A 17,465-nucleotide genomic window follows, 5' to 3' on the forward strand; every position below is an offset into this window, starting at 1 on the left:
CACGACCTCTGTTTAGTCTGTTGGTGAACCGAGTGTGCTCATGCATAGACAAACGGTTTAATACAGTACAAAAGATACTATGCGTCAGGTTCTCAACAGAAAAATGGCTAGCAAAATAGGAATACCCCTTAAGCTTGGCAATAATACTTCAAAACAGGTATGAATATTGAATTATAAAATTGATTTGATTATAAGACCGGCTGTTATTGTGCAGTTCAGCTAACAGAGCTTAGTATTTAGCCACTTTTAAAGATGCACACTGAACCAAACCTTACTACAGTAAGGTTGTTGGGAAATAAAACAACAGAATTTCACGGGTTTGCTATTTAATATTCTGTTCAAAAACAAGTCTTAATAATTTGAATTTTAAGAAAAATATGGAGATTTATCATGAAAAAAAGCTACACATTGCTGACTTCTAGTATTTTATTGGGTTTAGCGGCTACTTCTGCTCAAGCAGTAAGTTTATATGACTATCAAGAAGCTAAGCCTTCTTACACCGATGCTAAGGTCGATGCTACTTTTAATTATCAAACCAATAAAAACAATACTGCTGTACAAGGTCAAAAGGATAGCTATAACCTTAATTTGAACTTTGATTATGAAAGAGTTTTCTCTACACCTATCCGTGATATTGAGTTTGCCGCTGCTGTGAGCGGAAACTCTAATCGTAACTCCGCAGGTGTGAAAAGTAATGACTATGCGGGTGCGGCTGGAGCAGGAGTATTCAACTACTTCAAGCCCAATAGTAAGGGCGCTTTTGTGTATGGTAGCGCTATTGTGGCTGATCAAAAAGACAAAAAGAATTATTTTGCTGAGACTTATGTCGGTGCGGGTTATGGTCGTGTAGTCGATGCTACTCCTATGTCACAAGCCATCTGGATTGTGAAAGAGTTACGTAAGCAAGATAAGCTAACTGGTGATTTATCAGTGGCTGATTATCAAAATTTGGCTAGCGTTATTGGTAAGAAAGAGGAGTATGCAGCTCGTTTAAGTCGATCAACCGATAACTACCGTGAGGCTTGGGTAGCAGACATGGCGAACGTCATTAATGCTTCAGGTAAAGCTAAAGGTGCTTTAGATGCTGCTGCCGTATTACGTGTTTATGATGTAGTTGAAAATGGTTTATTTGTGACACGCCGTATCGGTACGCGTGTAAGAGCGGGTGTAGGCTCTATTATCAAGAATTATGATCAGGACAAAGGCAAACCATCTGTACAAATCGTAGGCGAATTCCATCGCCCCGTTAGTAATGATTGGCAGTTTTCTAACGTAACCACATTATCTGGCACAGTGGATAGTAGTAACAACGGTTATAATCTAGACAACGTAATGTCCTTCGATAGACAAATCAATGCCAAATCCATTTGGGAAAATTCGTGGCAAGCTAACCGCAATAAACCTAATAGCGGTTCTGCGACTACCACTAATACCTTAAGCTCCGGCTATCGTTATGCATTAGGTAATCGTGTCTCCCTGTACTCAGTATTACAATCCTCTAAAACTACCAGTGCTAAGACAGACACCAGTTTACAAGCAGGTATCTCTTACAAACTACGTTAATCACTAGCGTAGTTACCAGTTAGATAAGGCTAACGCTTAAGGAGAGGCATTTTGCCTCTCTTTAGGTTTCAGGCTTATACTAGAGTACTCTAATAATAAAATGACCTAGTACTCATGCCTACCCCGCCTACCATAGATCACCTAATTGCCTGTCCCGAATGTGGTGTAGTGCATCAATTCCAAAAGTTACCACCCAAAACGCATGCCCATTGTCAACGTTGTGGCACAACGCTATATCGCTATCATCCCCATTGGCAAAACCAAAGCTGGGCATTGTGGCTCACCTCTAGTGTGCTATTTATCATTAGCAACAGTTTTCCCCTATTTATGATGCGCACACAAGGAATGATGCAAGAGTTAACTATCATTCGAGCCGTCAATGCCTTCTGGCATAGTGATTTATATCTAATCTCAGTATTGTTAGCGTTGAACCTATTAATTTTACCCTTGCTGGAGCTAATGATTGTAGGTTGGGTTTTATTAACCTTGACTCTACAATGGCAAGCCCATACCGCATTACTAGGATTTCGTCTCTTACAAGAGTTCAAACCTTGGGGGATGCTGGAAGTATTTATGTTAGGTACGATTGTTGCCTTAGTTAAGTTAGGTGATTTGGCGTCCTTAGTGATGGAAGTGGCTTTCGTGTCGTTTAGCCTGCAAATGGTCGTGATTGCCTTACTCAATCGTGCCTTTGAGCCGTTTTGGGTGTGGCGTGCCTTAGGACAACTAAAACAAGCCCATTATCAGTCATGAATACTTCGTTTAAAACCGCAGCAGACTATGGCTTAGTACAGTGCGAGGTGTGTCAGTATTTAAATGCTCAACCTTCAGCGCCGAATACAACTCAATGGCAATGTGTGCGCTGCGGAGCCACATTACCCCTGACTAAACATTTATCACGACGCATTGAAATCACTTGGGCATTGCTGATTGCTGCTATAGTGCTATTGATTCCCGCCAATTTTTTGCCGGTGATGAGTTTGTACATGTTAGGTAAGGGTAGCCCCAGTACTATAGCTGAGGGTGCGTTACAGTTGTGGCAACATGGTCAGTGGCCGATTGCTTTGATTATTTTTGTGGCGAGTTTGGTTATTCCATTAGTAAAAATTGTAGCCATTAGCTTTTTATTAATTTCTATTCACTACCGCTCTCATTGGCATTCTAAGGAGCGCATGCAGCTCTATAAAGTGATTGATTATATAGGGCGTTGGTCGATGGTGGATGTATTTGTGGTCGCCATTTTGGTGGGGATAGTGCAGTTTGGTAATATTGCTTATGTTGAAGCGAATATGGGGTCTTTATCCTTTACAGCAGTGGTGGTGTTAACCATGCTAGCCGCCCGTACTTTGGATGAACGCCAGATTTGGGAGTTTGAGCGTGGCTGAAAACGCTATAGCTATAGAAGCTCCTTTACCCGTTGCGGTTAAACGGTCGCGTTGGCCTTCACCGATATGGTTTATTCCTTTACTCGCCTTAGGCTTGGCGGGCTGGCTCATTTATACCTACTGGTATAAGCAAGGTCCTAGCATCGATGTGTATTTTAGAAGTGCTGAAGGGATTGTTGAGGGGCAAACCGTGGTGCGCTACAAGCATGTCGTGGTGGGTCGCGTCGAGCGAGTGTTGTTAGCACCGCGTGAAAATAGTTCAGAATTGCTGCCTGTAGTCAGAATGCGTTTAACGCAAGAAATCAAAGCGCTAATTAATTGTAATGCACAATTTTGGGTAGTGAGTCCACGCATTAAGGGGGCAGAAATTTCAGGCTTAGGCACACTGTTTTCAGGTTCGTATATCGGCTTACAACCTCAACCGGATAATTCAGAGCCAGAGCAAGATTTAAAATTATGCTATCAAGCGCTAGACGAACCGCCGCCGATGAATCCAGACCGCCCCGGACGCCAATTTATTCTGGAAGCGGACTCAGTAGGGTCTATTGCGAATGGCACGCCTATTTTTTATAAGCAGTTACGAGTAGGTGAGGTCGTTGATTATCGTTTAGTGCGTGAGACGGGGCGCTTTGAAATCAGGGTTTTTATTGATGATCCCTATTACACGTTTGTAAACCCTAGTAGTCGCTTTTGGAATGCGGGAGGACTAGATTTTAAAATGGGCGCGGCGGGGGCCGAGTTTAGAATGGAGTCGTTGAGTGCCTTATTAATCGGTGGCATTGCCTTTGATAGTGGGCGTGAGGCCGATACCGCCACAGTGAGCGCCCCTAATAGCCGTTTTAATCTCTTTAAAGATTATAAAAGCTCACAAGAGCGTCTATATCGAGACAAGCTTTATTATGTCATGTATTTCACTGGCTCGGTGCGTGGTCTAACCTTAGGTGCACCGGTGGACTATCAAGGTGTTCCGGTAGGGCGAGTGGAAGCAATTGAAATGGATCTGAATCCTGATACGCTACAAACTCGTATTCCGGTGCGTGTAGTTTTAGAACCCCAGCGTTTTACGGAAAATATTAGTGTAGAGCAGGCTCAGCAGATGCTAGATAAATGGGTGGCTCAGGGTGTGAGGGCAAAATTGCAAAGCGGTAATCTGCTGACGGGGCAAACCTTCATTACTCTGGTTCAAGAACCCAAAGCTCCACCTGCACAGATTACTCTTGAAGGTAAGAATACGATTTTCCCCACGAGTCTCGCCGTACCCGAAGACCTTGCTCAAAAAGCCTCACAGATTGCCGACGAACTCCAGGGAACATTAGTCAGTATTCGACGTTTTATAGATAGCAAACAGTTAGATCACACAGTGGCTAATGCTAATGAGCTAATTGATGATACGCAGCTCTTAATGCAGGATGCGCGTAAAGCGGTAGCCGATTTGCGCCTAGTGTTACAAACCTTAGAAAATGAAACCTTGCCGCGTGCCTCGCATGATTTCACTAGTGTCGCTAATAGCATTAATAAAGCGATTCCCCAGCTCAACCATGATGTGACCAGTGTCGCGAATAGTATTAATAAGGCGATTCCACAACTTAATCATGATGTGACCAGTGTCGCTAATAGTATTAATAAGGCGATTCCACAACTTAATCATGATGTGACCAGTGTGGCGAATAGTGTGAATAAAGCTATACCGCAATTTAGCCATGATGTGACCAGTGTCGCGAATAGTATTAATAAGGCCTTGCCCATAGCCACGAACAGCTTTGCAGGCGCTGCGAATAACTTTAGTAAAGTATTACCCGCCGTGCAGAATGATGTGCATCGCGTGTCTAATGATTTAGTGGTAACGATGCGGCGTTTGCAAAATTCATTAGGGCATATGGATCGGCTTTTAGCGCAAAATTCACCTACTCAATATCAACTAATGGAAATGATGCAAGAAGTCACCCGTGCAGCACGCGCGATTCGTGATTTATCTGAGCGCTTGGAACGTAAACCGGATTCACTGATTCGCGGGCGGAGAGAATAATGCGTAACTATTTAATGCTTTTAATTTTGACAACACTATTAGCGGCTTGCTCGGTAGTGGGCGGTAGCAATGCTAAAGTGACTTATCACACGCTAAGCACCAGTATGACTCTAGGCTCAATAGCGGCTGATAAATCTTCTCGTATTCAAAGTGTAGGGATAGGACCGTTAAAACTAACGTCGCTGCTAGATCGTAAAGGCTATGTAGTGCGTGAAGATGCCAACACTGTGCAAGTACGTGAGCTACATGAGTGGGGCGGTGAATTACAGGATGAGTTCTTAACGACATTAACACAACAAGTGCAGAATCGTTTGCCGCGTACACGGGTACAGCGTATTCCTTGGGAAATTACCCAAACACCACGCTATCAGGTGAGTTTAGTCGTCACTCAATTTGATGGACAAGCAGCCAAAGAAGCGGTGTTAATCGGGACTTGGCAATTACAATATGCCAGTGATGGACGCATTATTAGCACCCATCCCTTCCAATTAAGTGCCCCTGTACCAGGTAAAACTATGGGGGCTATTGTCAAAGCACAAACCTTATTAGTAGAACGTTTGGCTCAAGCCATCGTAGAGCAATTGCCCTAATTACATTAAGTGCTCTAGCTCTAGTTTGACTTAGGGCAGAGCTAATACTCTCTGCCCCGTACTTAATTTTTGTGGCTTAAGACTGGTTGTCTTGGTCATATATGACCCGAATGATCATCGGTAGTAGCAGCCGGTGCAGCACTAACAGCAGTGGCAGTAACAGGTACACTGCTTAAATTACCCGTCACCGCCGCTTCAATGACGGCATCTTGTGGAGTCGCAGTGGATGTGGGTGTTGCAGCCGTAGTATCGGCGGTGGTAGCGGCTAGGGTTTCTGTAGTAATAACAGGTGTGTCCAACATCACACTACTAGCAACAGGTGCGGCATAAGTAGCCGCTCCCATACTAGGCGCAATACTCATCGCACTCATTTTGGGTGAGGGTTTACTGGCATCACCATAAGGGTAATTACCCAAGATATACTGGTAAAAAGCATTAAGCGTGCTACCAGAGCCTTGATAACCCCAGGCGGTGGTTCTTAAATCACGAGTTTCTACCGTAGGGTAAAAAGGTGAGTTTTTAAATTCTTCAAATTTAGAGCTTAAAAACGTATTGGAATAGGTTGAATTATTCAGTGTGGTTGTACCATTGGCATTCTCTTTCACCATAATTGGTCCTTGATGCCCCATAGTCGGTTGATCGGCTTGGGTGGCGACTTGTTTTAAAATCTGCATGATTAAGCTAACAATAGTCATCATCCCCATAGACAGATTGGGACGCCCTCCAGCGTTATTAAAATAATTGGCTTTATAGGGGAACATGTCTTTTCCCATTGTACCGAAAGGTTGCCATCCTTTGACATCAGTAGGTTTGTTAATCATTAAGCTCATTTTATACTCCTTGTGCTAACCAAAAGATCGCCATTCTGACCAAAATAATGACGATAATGTAATTAGTATGAAAAGGAGTTAACTAGGGGACTAAGGCTTTAAGACCAGAGGTAAGCAATAGCAAGATAAACGCTGATAACTTAGAGTTGGCGTTGAGACCGATAAAGTGTAGTAAATTAACGATATTAACTAGACTAATTTATCTTGCACGTTTAATAAATAAGCCTAATGCTTTTATAGGGGTATGAAACCGAGGCTTTCTAGTAATCCGCTACTCGCTGAGTAAACTGATAGCTCTGGAGTATAAAATGAGGCGTACTAATGAGCATTATACGATCACAATGGGTGCAAGGGCGCGTCTTAAAACAACACCAATGGAGTGAGCGTTTATTTTCCCTTTGGATTGATATGCCCCTGCAACCGTTTAAAGCAGGGCAGTTTATTAAACTACAACTCCCCGTTGAGCAAGAAGGCGAAGTCAAACCATTAGCTAAATCCTATTCATTAGTCAATCCGCCTACGGAGTCTATTGCCGAAGTCTTTTATAACATTGTACCTAGTGGACGCCTATCGACCGCTTTGTCGCAATTACGTGCAGGCGATAGCGTTGAAGTATCGCAACCCGCTAATGGTTTTTTTACCTTGGATGAAGTGCCACAGGCTGAGCATTTGTGGATGATTGCTACCGGTACAGGGTTAGGACCTTATCTATCTATGTTGCGCACCGATGCATTATGGCAGCGCTTTAGCAAAGTCGTGATTGTGCATAGCGTGCCGCTACGTTCTGAGCTGGCTTATAGTGAGTTATTAAGTGATTTACAAACCAAATACTCCGAGCAGCTAAGTGTTTTGACTTGTGTCACGCGTGAGCCTAATCCTCAAGGTTTAGCAGAGCGTGTGACTACTGCCTTGGAGTCTGGACGTTTAGAGCAGCGGGTAGGGCTTGATATTCACCCTGCAAAGACCCATGTTATGTTGTGTGGGAATCATGCCATGCTAGACGATATGAAGGTGTTATTGGCGGCGCGAGGGCTACAACGCCACCTACGTCATAAGCCCGGACATATCACTACCGAGCAATATTTCTAATAAACATCGAATTATTAGCATAAGGCATGTAAAATCCCCTCACCTATTTGGGGTTAGATGATAGAGACAGATGAATACGGATTACTTAGACTTTGAACAGCCGATTGCTGAACTGCAAAATCAAATTGCTAAACTACGCGATACCACTCATTCTGATTTAAATATCAGTAATGAGGTGGCACTGTTAGAGGAAAAAGCTAGCGCACTCACTCGTTCTATCTTTGCTAAACTCACCCCGCGCCAAATTTCTCAAGTGGCACGTCATCCTAAGCGCCCTTATACCTTAGATCTAATTGATCTCATGTGTACCGATTTCCAAGAGCTACACGGTGACCGAGCGTTTGCGGATGATAAGGCTATTATTGGCGGCTTGGCGCGTTTTAATGGCGAAAGCGTCATGATTATTGGGCATCAAAAAGGGCGCAATACTAAAGACAATATTATGCGCAACTTTGGTATGCCTCGCCCCGAAGGGTATCGTAAAGCCTTGCGTCTCATGCGTATGGCAGAAAAATTCCACTTACCGATTTTAACCTTTATCGACACCGCAGGGGCTTATCCGGGGATCGGTGCTGAGGAGCGCGGTCAAAGCGAGGCTATTGCGCGTAATCTATACGAAATGGCTAAGCTGCAAACTCCAATTATTTGTACCGTGGTAGGTGAGGGCGGATCGGGTGGAGCGCTGGCTATTGGTGTCGGTGATCGTGTCATGATGCTGCAATACGCTACCTATTCGGTCATTTCGCCCGAAGGCTGCGCTTCGATTTTATGGAAAACTGCCGAAAAAGCCGCTGAAGCAGCGGATGCGATGAATATTACCGCTGAGCGTCTAAAGGGCTTGGGGTTAATTGATGAGATTATTGCCGAACCTATAGGGGGCGCGCATCGCAATCACGCTGATTTAGCTAAAACCTTGAGTGAAGCCATTGACGCTAATCTTAAAGAGCTAAAAGCATTAAGTATGGACGAATTATTAGAGCAGCGTTATCAACGCTTAATGAGCTTTGGACGCTACGAAGAATAAACTACCTGCGCTGAAAGATGTTTTAGAACGTGTCTTTCAGCTTGCTCCTCAAAATATATCGAGTCTCTGGCTAGCTTATAGCGGGGGCTTAGACTCTCATGTTTTGCTTCATTTGGCGGCACAGTTCAAAGCACGCTATCCGCATATTTCGGTGCGGGCTATTCATATCCATCATCAAATTCAGGCAATTTCAGCTCAATGGGTTGAGCATTGTGAGCAACAGTGTGAACTATTAGCTCTGCCCTTAGTCGTTAAAACGCTGAGTTTAGATCTGAATTCAGGTGCGAGTATTGAGGCATTAGCGCGTGAAGCACGCTATCAGGTATTTAGTGAGCTAGTGCAATCCCATGAAGTACTACTCACTGCTCATCATCAAGATGATCAAGCTGAAACTTTATTGCTTAATTTATTGCGTGGATCAGGAGCAGAAGGACTGGCGGCGATGCCAGAGGTGCGCCCCTTAGGGCAGGGTTATTTAATTCGTCCGTTATTACACTATTCGCGTGCCGAATTAGAACACTATGCTACTGAGCATAAACTGCACTATATTAATGACCCTAGTAATACCGATACGCGCTTTAATCGTAATCTGCTACGCCAGCAAGTGCTTCCACTCTTAGAACAACGCTGGCCTGCCGCTAAAGAGCTACTGGCACGTGCGGTGCACTATCAACAGGAAGCTTTAGCGGTCAATCAGGAGCTAGTCGAATTACAGCTTAAATCGGTACAAGGTTTTAAGCCTAATACCTTATCCGCTAGCGCTTTATTAATCTACTCAACAATAGTGCAAAAAGCCCTGATTCGAGCTTGGCTCAAAAAGCTCGATTTTTTAATGCCAGCCGCCAGCCGCCTCGATAGTATTTTAAAGACAGTTTTAATAGCTAAAGCAGATGCTAAACCTATAGTGCAGTGGCAAGGCTGTGAAGTGCGACGCTATCGTGATGATTTATATGCGTTTAAACCGCTTACTCAGCCTAAACACACACAGATGAGTTGGGAAGGTAGAGCGCCACTACGTTTTAATGAGTATTTAGTCACGCCTGCTATGGTACAGAACTATTTAGAGCAAGCTTCAAAAAGCCAAAGTGCCTTCAACGTCTGCATTCGTCAAGGGGGCGAGCGCTTAAAGCATGGTAAGCAGTGGCTGGACTTGAAAACCTATTGGCAAACTAAGGGAGTTCCTCCATGGGAGCGGGAGCGTAGACCTTTGATTTATCTGCAAGATACTTTAATTGCTGTGCCTGACGTTGAATTTGACCAGTCTTTAGTCTAATAATCCTAGCCAGTTGACGCATAATAATAGTAACCACCGCTAGTTAAAGGAACACACTATGCTAACGTTAAATATCAATGGGGCTATGACTGAGCTAGATGTCACGCCGGATATGCCCTTACTTTGGGCTATACGTGATCATGCATTATTAACAGGTACTAAATACGGTTGCGGTATGGCGCAATGTGGAGCTTGCACCGTTCATGTTGAGGGTCAACCTGTACGTTCTTGCATTACTCCAGTAGGCAGTGTGGTCGGTAAGACTATTACCACCATTGAAGGTGCTCAATCCAAAACGGCTAAAGTAATCCAAGAAGCATGGCAAACCTTAAATGTGCCGCAATGTGGTTATTGCCAATCGGGTCAGATTATGTCAGCCGTTGCACTATTAGAAAATAATCCTAAGCCCACCGATGCCGATATTGATCAAGCGATGGGGGGGAATATTTGCCGTTGTGCCACTTATCCACGCATTCGTGCTGCTATTCATCAAGCCGCCAAAGCCTTAGGTTAAGGAGTTAAGTCATGTCTATTATGAATCTTAGTCGGCGTCAATGGCTGAAATCTACAGCGGTTGCAGGTGCGAGTTTGACCTTAGGGGTCTATTTTAATGGTGCGCTAGCTGAAGAAGCTTCTACCGCTTCCACCCCAGCGGCTAATGCAGCAGCTTCCTCTAACTTTGAACCTAATGCGTTTGTACGTATTAATCCTGATAACACCGTCACCATTATTATCAAGCACCTTGAAATGGGGCAGGGCAGCCATACTGGACTCGCTAGCTTAGTAGCCGATGAGTTAGATGCGGATTGGGCGCTGGTTAAGACCGAGCATGCTCCTGCCGATGCCAGTCGTTATAATAACTTATCTTGGGGTCCCCTACAGGGAACGGGAGGTAGTAGTTCTTTAGCCAATTCATTTATGCAAATGCGCGAAGCAGGGGCAACGGCGAAAGCGATGCTAGTGGGCGCGGCGGCAGCGCTCTGGTCAGTACCTGCTAGTGAAATTCAGGTTGCTAAGAGCACTGTGTTTCATAAACCCAGCCAACGCCAAGCTACGTTTGGCGAGTTAGTAGGGCTAGCCGCGCAACAGCCCGTACCTACTAATCTGACTCTGAAAACACCGGATCAATTTATTTATATTGGTAAAAATAACCTATCCCGCATTGATGCCAGCGCTAAAACCAATGGCACAGCTCAGTATACGCAAGATGTTCATTTGCCTAATATGCTAGTTGCAGTGGTGGCACATGCGCCGCGCTTTGGTGCGACCGTCAAAAGCTTTGACGCCACTCAATCAAAAGCGATCAAAGGTTTTGTCGATGCAGTGAGCATTGGTAATGCGGTGGCGGTATTAGCGCAAGATTTTTGGAGTGCCAAACAAGGGCGTGATGTCCTACAAATCGAATGGGATGAAAACCAAGCTTTTAAGCTCAGTAGTGCCGATTTATTAAAACAATATCAAGACCTTGCTCAGCAAAAAGGTGCGGTAGCGCGTCAAGAGGGTGAGGTAGAGCCAGCGCTATCCAAAGCGGCACAAGTGTTGAGTGCAGCCTATGAGTTTCCTTATCTTGCTCATGCTGCAATGGAGCCTATGAACTGTGTAGTGCAGCTTAAAGAGGGGCAATGTGAGATCTGGAATGGCGACCAGATCCAGACCCTTGATCAAATGATGGTAGCTAAACTACTTAGCATTGAACCTCAACAAGTTAAGATTAATACCTTAATGGCGGGCGGCTCTTTTGGGCGGCGCGGTAATCCTCAATCCGATTATGTGCTGGAGGCGGCACGTATTGCTCAAGCGTCTAAACGCGATGTGCCGATTAAAATGGTCTGGACGCGTGAAGATGATACGCGTGCTGGGCAGTATCGCCCTTATTATTATCATGTGCTCAAGGCAGGTTTGGACAAGGAAGGTAATCTAATGGCTTGGCAACAGCGCATTGTCGGGCAATCGATTATGGCGAATACGGTGATGGCGGGCATGATTCAAAACGGCATAGACCCTACCTCGGTAGAGGGTGCAGCCGGAGGCTATGCTATCCCGAATCTCAGTATTGAATTACATACCACCGATATAGGTATACCTATCCAATGGTGGCGCTCAGTGGGGCATACGCACACCGGCTATGCCACCGAAGTATTCATCGATGAGTTAGCCGCAGCAGCAGGTCAAGATCCACTAGCGTTTAGAGTCAAGCTACTCGAAAAACAGCCGCGCTTATTGGGTGTTTTAAAATTAGCGGCCGAAAAGGCTAATTGGTCAACCCCTCTGCAAGGCAAACGGGGGCGCGGTATTGCGGTAGTAGAGTCCTTTAATTCTTATGTGGCGGAAGTCGCTGAAATAACCGTGCGCGATGATGGTACTTACTCTGTGGATCGGGTTGTAGTAGCAATTGATTGTGGTTGGGCGGTGAATCCCGATGTGGTGTATGCGCAAATGAGTGGTGGCGTTGGTTTTGGTTTATCTGCTGCTTTAAGTGGAAAAATTACCCTTAAGGAAGGCAAAGTCGAGCAATCTAATTTCCATGATTACCCTGTCTTACGCATCAATCAAATGCCTAAGGTAGAGGTGCATATTGTCAATTCAGCCGAAAAACCAACTGGGGTAGGTGAACCTGCCGTGCCACCGATAGCCCCAGCGGTTGCTAATGCACTGAGTGCAGTCACGGGTAAGCGCTATTACACCTTGCCTCTACCCACACAGGTGTAATGTGGCGCATAGTGATTTAGTCTTATTACAAACTGCTAAACAATGGCTAACAGAGGGACACAAGCCTCTGTTAGTCACAGTAGTACAAACCGCTGGTTCAGCACCTCGTCCAGTGGGGGCGCTGATGTTAATTAGCCCAATGGGGTTGTTATATGGTTCCGTATCGGGGGGTTGTGTTGAGCAGGATTTAGTAGAGCGTTGCGCTCACGGTGAGTGGAATAACTTAGCTCAGGCTCAATTACTCAGTTACGGTGGTACTAAAGAAGCGGCTAGACGCTTTCAATTACCCTGTGGTAGTGAGCTAAAACTCTTAATAGAGCCATTAACAGCAGAGCAAATTGACTATCTAGAACCTACTTTATTACTAGGCAAACGTGTCAAGCGTTCTATTGATTTAGAGACTCATACTATTCAAGTACAACCTACTGATTTAGCTGAATATAATCATTGGGATGAATGTTGTTTTACCCGCGTTTGGGGAAGTGCTTGGACGGCGTTATTAATTGGGGCGAATGATTTAGCGAAAGCGGTCGCACAGATAGGACTAATGCTAGATTATGAGATTGTAGTGTGTGATCCCCGTGCTGAATATGCTAGTCAGTGGTCAATGCCTAATACTCAACTAATAAACCTGATGCCCGATGATGCGGTATTAAGCCTAAAAGAGCGTTTAAATTGTAGCTGTATTTTAGCCCTCACTCACGATCCTAAATTAGATGATATGGCTTTGATGGAGGCGCTTCATACGGATGCTTTTTATGTAGGGGCTTTGGGTTCGCAAGTAGCGAGTACTCGGCGACGCGAGCGCTTAAAGCAGATGGATCTGAGTGATGAGGCGCTAGCTAAATTACATGCACCGATTGGTTTGCCGCTTAGAAGTAAAACACCTGCTGAAATTGCACTAGCGATTTGGGCGCATATTACGCAACTGCGGCGGTGTTATTCTTAAAAGAGATATTATTAGCAAATTATATTAAAGAAAGCTAATGCTTCTCTTTATCTTTTTGGTGTTAGCATCGATCTGATACTACCTAGTTAAAGTGGCGTTTGGTTGGAACATTAGGATTAGCCTTTTAAAATGTGTTTAATGGCACTTACAAACGGTAAATGCTCGACCGCTGCCAATTCTTGCTGAAGCAAATCCAGCCATTCTTTTTCAGGGAAATCGGCAGACAGTGCTGCCAGTTCTTCTGCGGTTTGAATGTAACCCTGCACCGCATTGAAACGCATTTGGCGTAAAGCACCGTGTTGGGCATCCAGATTCAAAATCCGTAAAGTTTCCGCTGCTCGATGTTGTTCTGTTGCTGACAGCCCTTGGCGAACGGCAATACTGCCATCTGCCACGAACAGAAAAAAATATTCCGGGTCTTCAATGTCCGGTTTGATCAGAACCGTGTGATGATATGCGCCGCATTCATCTTTGTGTTTACCACAACTATTCTGGCGGTTACACGAACCAAACAGGTTTTCCCATTCAAACGTTCCTTGTGGATAGCGACCACGCTGACGAAAATGCTCAATATGGGCTGCATAATGATCGTTCTGTATGGGCAAAGCACATTCGCAATAAGCGCAACGCCCTTGCTGCATGATACCCAGTTGTTCCCAGATTTCAGTTTTTTCAGCAGGTGTAACTTCAGTCCATTGGTTTGTACCATGACGATAACGGGTCAGACAGGTCGGTGAAGTGATGGGTCTGATCAATTGGTGCATTATCAATTCACTTTCATTGTCGGCAATTTCTTTTTCATTGCCATCAGACGGATCAAACGCTCACACTCCAGCATGACTGGGTGTTCCTTGCCAAAATGTTTATCCAGTTTCTGCCTCAACTTAATCCCTGCATCCGAATCGTGTTTATATTGTTGAATCAAGGCTTTGTATTCACTCAACCAATGTGCGGGTTGTACATCAGGCACAGGATCAACGTGCTGGATAGTTGCCAGAATATCCGTACTGGGTATGCCTTGCGTCTGTACGGTCGGTGTTGTCACCACCATACGCACAGCGTGGCTATCAGCATCCACTTCCGTTTCCAGACTGCGGATACATTCAGCAGGTACTGTGGATAACACTTGCGGGCTGTGGGTGGTGACGATGAACTGGATGTTGGGGAATGCTTTCGTCAAACTACCTAATACGGTTTGCTGCCAACTGGGATGAAGGTGCATATCCACTTCGTCGATCATGACAATGCCTTCGGTGCTGACTGCCGCCCACTGACCCAAATGACCATTCAATAAAGCGCAACGGTAGGCAATGTCCGCGACCATCGCCAGCATATTTTTCACACCGTCACTTAACTGGCTAACTTTTAGTACGCCCTGCTGCTCATGATACAATATCAAAGACTTATCGTATGTCTCACTATACTCCAGTGTATGCCACCCCATTGGGCGCAACATAATATCCACAGCCCCCTGAACGACTCTAATAGCACTTAAAATACCATCGTCAATGTCAGAACTCCGCCCCGGTCTTTCCTGAGACCGAATCTGACTTTCCCGCCACTGTAAAAATACCGAAACAAACCATGCTTCAAATCGCTTATAACTGGATGCCGGGTCAAGGCAGTCCAGATAAGCAAAAGTGCGAATACCTTCACTGAGCGCATCACTATGGCTGGTAGGTTTTTTACCCTTGGTCAAACGCTTTTCATCATACAAACGCCCCGTCCCGTAATAACCGAAAACAGGCAAACTCACTGGGTCTTGTTCTAAGTTGCGTACTCTTGTCTGCAAATCAGCAGCAAACGCCTTCAGTTCTCTGACCTCAGCATCCTCTCTAATATGAGAGCCACTCACTTCATTGTCACGGTAGCGTTCCCATGTTCGTTGCCCCACTCCGTAATCACCCGTTAATATGACACTGGATGGTAACTGCCGTGCCATTTCGCGCCCTGAACTCAATAGACGAATGTCATCTATGGAAATGGCATTGGCGGGATCAGCAAATTTTGTACGTGCCAAATCAAAGCTACTGACAAAAGGCCACAGACCAATCCGCAATCCATCCAACAATGTAGTTTTACCACCGCCGTTATTGGCGACCAAGACTGTCAGTTGAGGGTGTAACTCGATAGTCAAGTCGTCGTAACAACGGAAATTTTTAAGTGTAATAGTCTCTAGCCTCATAGCATTTATTCTGATGTCACAATCTTGAAGAGTAACTTATAACTATCATGATTTAATTAACCTTTAAAAATTCATCAAAAAATGAAGGTAATTAGACTAAAGTCTTCATGTATTTGTCTCGTATAACCTATTGACTTCAAAAGGAGCGAATACAATAAAGGTTAGGCTTATGTACTTAAAATTAGCTTCATTCACACCCCATAAACACATGGGCTAGGGTAATACGTGGTTTAGTAGCAGGTTGATTAGCTTCTGGTTTTGACTCATCTGCTTTCGTAGGTTTGGCGGGGGGAGCTATAGACTCAGCTACCTGCTTAGATTCTAAAGTGGTTGCTGAGGCGACTATAGGTTCTTCGGTCATAGGTGCTAGTGGAACGCGTGCAGTAGCTGTTTTATTACTAGAACGTTGCGGGCGTTCACGCTCACGCGAGCTGCGCTCTGGTTGTTCACGCTCACGTTCTCGCTTGCTATGGGAACGAGAGGGCATTTGAATGCCTGCTAACCATTCGGGATCAATGGCGCTCACGGGAATGGTTTTACCGGTATAAGCCTCGATTTCGGGCAAATAAAAGGCGGTATCTTCACAAGCAAAACTATGCGCCTCACCCGATGCACCGGCGCGTGCAGTGCGCCCAATACGGTGCACATAATCTTCTGCAATTTGTGGCAAGTCGAAATTAAACACATGGGTCACATCACTAATATGTAAGCCACGCGCTGCAACATCCGTTGCAATCAGGATCTGATATTTGCCTTCCTCAAAATCTTTTAAGAGGCGCTCACGTTTAGATTGGCGTACATCACCAGAAATCAGTCCCGCACTGATTTTATTACCGCGCAGATAATCATTAACCTTTTCAGCACCATGTTTAGTATTCACAAATACAATGGCTCGGAATGGATTTAAATGCCGAATCAGACCAATTAGCAGCGGGATTTTTTCCTTATTAGCAGGAAAATATAAATGTTCGGTAATATTAGCCGCACTGACGGTCTGAGACTCAATTTTAATTGGAACAGGGTTATCCATATGCTCATAAGCTAGTTCCAACACCTTTTGCGACAATGTTGCAGAAAACAGCATATTGAGACGCTCAGTAGGTGCAGGGAGTTTACGCAATAGATAGCGCACATCCTGAATAAAGCCCATATCAAACATACGGTCGGCTTCATCCAGTACCAGTGCTTGTGCACGATCCAGACGAAAAACGCCTTGTTTGTAATAGTCAATAATACGCCCTGGTGTACCGATCAATACATCGACGGTTTCATCAAATTGGCGGCGCTGTTTGTCATAACCCGTACCACCATACACCAAAACCGAATTCAATCCGGTGTAACGCCCTAGCTCTTCCGCATCGCGTGCTACTTGAATTGCTAATTCACGCGTCGGAGCTAAAATCAAACAACGCACATCACCTGCCTGAGCATGTTCTAGGGGGTGTGTCAGCAAGTGTTGAAAGACAGAGACCAAAAAAGCACCCGTTTTACCCGTTCCGGTTTGGGCTTGTCCGGTGATGTCTGTACCTTGTAGGGTATGAGGGAGGGTAGCTGCCTGAATGCGTGAACATTGAATAAAGCCACTTTCATTGAGGGAGCGTAGTAGTTCGGGATGCAGCGCAAAAGCGTCAAACCGTGTATCACTTAAATATTGATTTTCCATGCCTTAAGCATATCACACTTTAATTTTGAATAAGATAAGCATACTAGCGATATAGTATGGGCAACTATAATTACATAGTCATGGTCGACAAACTAGCATGATTGGTTTACTAAAAGTTTAATTTTCTCAAAAATAAATTCTACCAAGGGCACAAAATAATACCTGAGCAAGAAGTATTT

At 44.8% G+C, this 17,465-nt stretch carries 15 protein-coding genes; 11 read left to right on the forward strand and 4 right to left on the reverse strand.

Annotation, left to right across the window (positions count from 1 at the left end; all coding sequences use genetic code 11):
- The first annotated feature begins 390 nt into the window (after window positions 1-390).
- From IPL34_RS12665 to IPL34_RS12685, 5 genes are all read left to right on the forward strand, one after another.
- Complete coding sequence (locus IPL34_RS12665; RefSeq protein WP_296841810.1) at window positions 391-1,563, forward strand: hypothetical protein; 1,173 nt, start codon at window positions 391-393, stop codon at window positions 1,561-1,563.
- 114 nt (window positions 1,564-1,677) lie between these two features.
- Window positions 1,678-2,316, forward strand: a complete 639-nt coding sequence (locus IPL34_RS12670) for a paraquat-inducible protein A (RefSeq protein ID WP_296841811.1) — start codon at window positions 1,678-1,680, stop codon at window positions 2,314-2,316.
- Window positions 2,313-2,948, forward strand: coding sequence for a paraquat-inducible protein A (locus tag IPL34_RS12675; protein ID WP_296841812.1), 636 nt, complete (start codon window positions 2,313-2,315; stop codon window positions 2,946-2,948). The genes IPL34_RS12670 and IPL34_RS12675 overlap by 4 nt, the downstream gene beginning before the upstream one ends.
- Window positions 2,941-4,974 (forward strand): MlaD family protein, encoded by a 2,034-nt coding sequence (locus IPL34_RS12680; protein WP_296841813.1) that lies wholly within the window; start codon window positions 2,941-2,943, stop codon window positions 4,972-4,974. The genes IPL34_RS12675 and IPL34_RS12680 overlap by 8 nt, the downstream gene beginning before the upstream one ends.
- Entirely contained in the window at window positions 4,974-5,564 is a 591-nt protein-coding gene (locus IPL34_RS12685) for a membrane integrity-associated transporter subunit PqiC (protein WP_296841814.1), read from the forward strand. Before IPL34_RS12680 ends, IPL34_RS12685 begins: the two co-directional genes overlap by 1 nt.
- 95 nt (window positions 5,565-5,659) lie before the next feature.
- Here the strand turns inward: IPL34_RS12685 and IPL34_RS12690 are convergent, their stop codons facing one another.
- The gene (locus tag IPL34_RS12690) at window positions 5,660-6,394 is read right to left on the reverse strand and encodes a hypothetical protein (RefSeq protein ID WP_296841815.1); all 735 of its coding nucleotides are present in this window, start codon (window positions 6,392-6,394) and stop codon (window positions 5,660-5,662) included.
- 321 nt (window positions 6,395-6,715) lie between these two features.
- Here IPL34_RS12690 and IPL34_RS12695 point away from each other — a divergent pair, with 321 nt between their 5' ends.
- The 6 genes from IPL34_RS12695 to IPL34_RS12720 all read left to right on the forward strand — a co-directional run bounded on the left by IPL34_RS12695 (window position 6,716) and on the right by IPL34_RS12720 (window position 13,438).
- Window positions 6,716-7,483, forward strand: a complete 768-nt coding sequence (locus tag IPL34_RS12695) for a ferredoxin--NADP reductase (protein WP_296841816.1) — start codon at window positions 6,716-6,718, stop codon at window positions 7,481-7,483.
- A 70-nt stretch (window positions 7,484-7,553) separates the two neighbouring features.
- Complete coding sequence (locus IPL34_RS12700; RefSeq protein WP_296841817.1) at window positions 7,554-8,507, forward strand: acetyl-CoA carboxylase carboxyltransferase subunit alpha; 954 nt, start codon at window positions 7,554-7,556, stop codon at window positions 8,505-8,507.
- A complete protein-coding gene (gene tilS / locus IPL34_RS12705) occupies window positions 8,488-9,780 on the forward strand; it encodes a tRNA lysidine(34) synthetase TilS (protein WP_296841818.1) in 1,293 nt (430 codons plus the stop codon). Before IPL34_RS12700 ends, tilS begins: the two co-directional genes overlap by 20 nt.
- 58 nt (window positions 9,781-9,838) lie before the next feature.
- Window positions 9,839-10,294 (forward strand): (2Fe-2S)-binding protein, encoded by a 456-nt coding sequence (locus IPL34_RS12710; protein WP_296841819.1) that lies wholly within the window; start codon window positions 9,839-9,841, stop codon window positions 10,292-10,294.
- Between the two features lie 11 nt (window positions 10,295-10,305).
- Window positions 10,306-12,489 (forward strand): xanthine dehydrogenase family protein molybdopterin-binding subunit, encoded by a 2,184-nt coding sequence (locus tag IPL34_RS12715; RefSeq protein WP_296841820.1) that lies wholly within the window; start codon window positions 10,306-10,308, stop codon window positions 12,487-12,489.
- 1 nt (window position 12,490) lies between these two features.
- A complete protein-coding gene (locus IPL34_RS12720; protein ID WP_296841821.1) occupies window positions 12,491-13,438 on the forward strand; it encodes an XdhC family protein in 948 nt (315 codons plus the stop codon).
- 116 nt (window positions 13,439-13,554) lie between these two features.
- On the opposite strand, the gene ptuB is transcribed toward IPL34_RS12720, so the two are convergent.
- The 3 genes from ptuB to IPL34_RS12735 form a co-directional block, all read right to left on the reverse strand.
- Window positions 13,555-14,202 carry a retron Ec78 anti-phage system effector HNH endonuclease PtuB gene (gene ptuB, locus IPL34_RS12725; RefSeq protein ID WP_296841822.1) on the reverse strand — a complete coding sequence of 216 codons (648 nt, stop codon included), beginning with the start codon at window positions 14,200-14,202 and terminating at the stop codon, window positions 13,555-13,557.
- A 2-nt stretch (window positions 14,203-14,204) separates the two neighbouring features.
- Entirely contained in the window at window positions 14,205-15,623 is a 1,419-nt protein-coding gene (locus IPL34_RS12730) for an AAA family ATPase (protein WP_296841823.1), read from the reverse strand.
- A gap of 187 nt (window positions 15,624-15,810) precedes the next feature.
- Window positions 15,811-17,286: a DEAD/DEAH box helicase gene (locus IPL34_RS12735; protein WP_296841824.1), complete on the reverse strand. Its 1,476-nt coding sequence runs from the start codon at window positions 17,284-17,286 to the stop codon at window positions 15,811-15,813.
- Window positions 17,287-17,465 lie beyond the last annotated feature (179 nt).

It is taken from the genome of Thiofilum sp., from assembly GCF_016711335.1.
Lineage (GTDB): Bacteria > Pseudomonadota > Gammaproteobacteria > Thiotrichales > Thiotrichaceae > Thiofilum.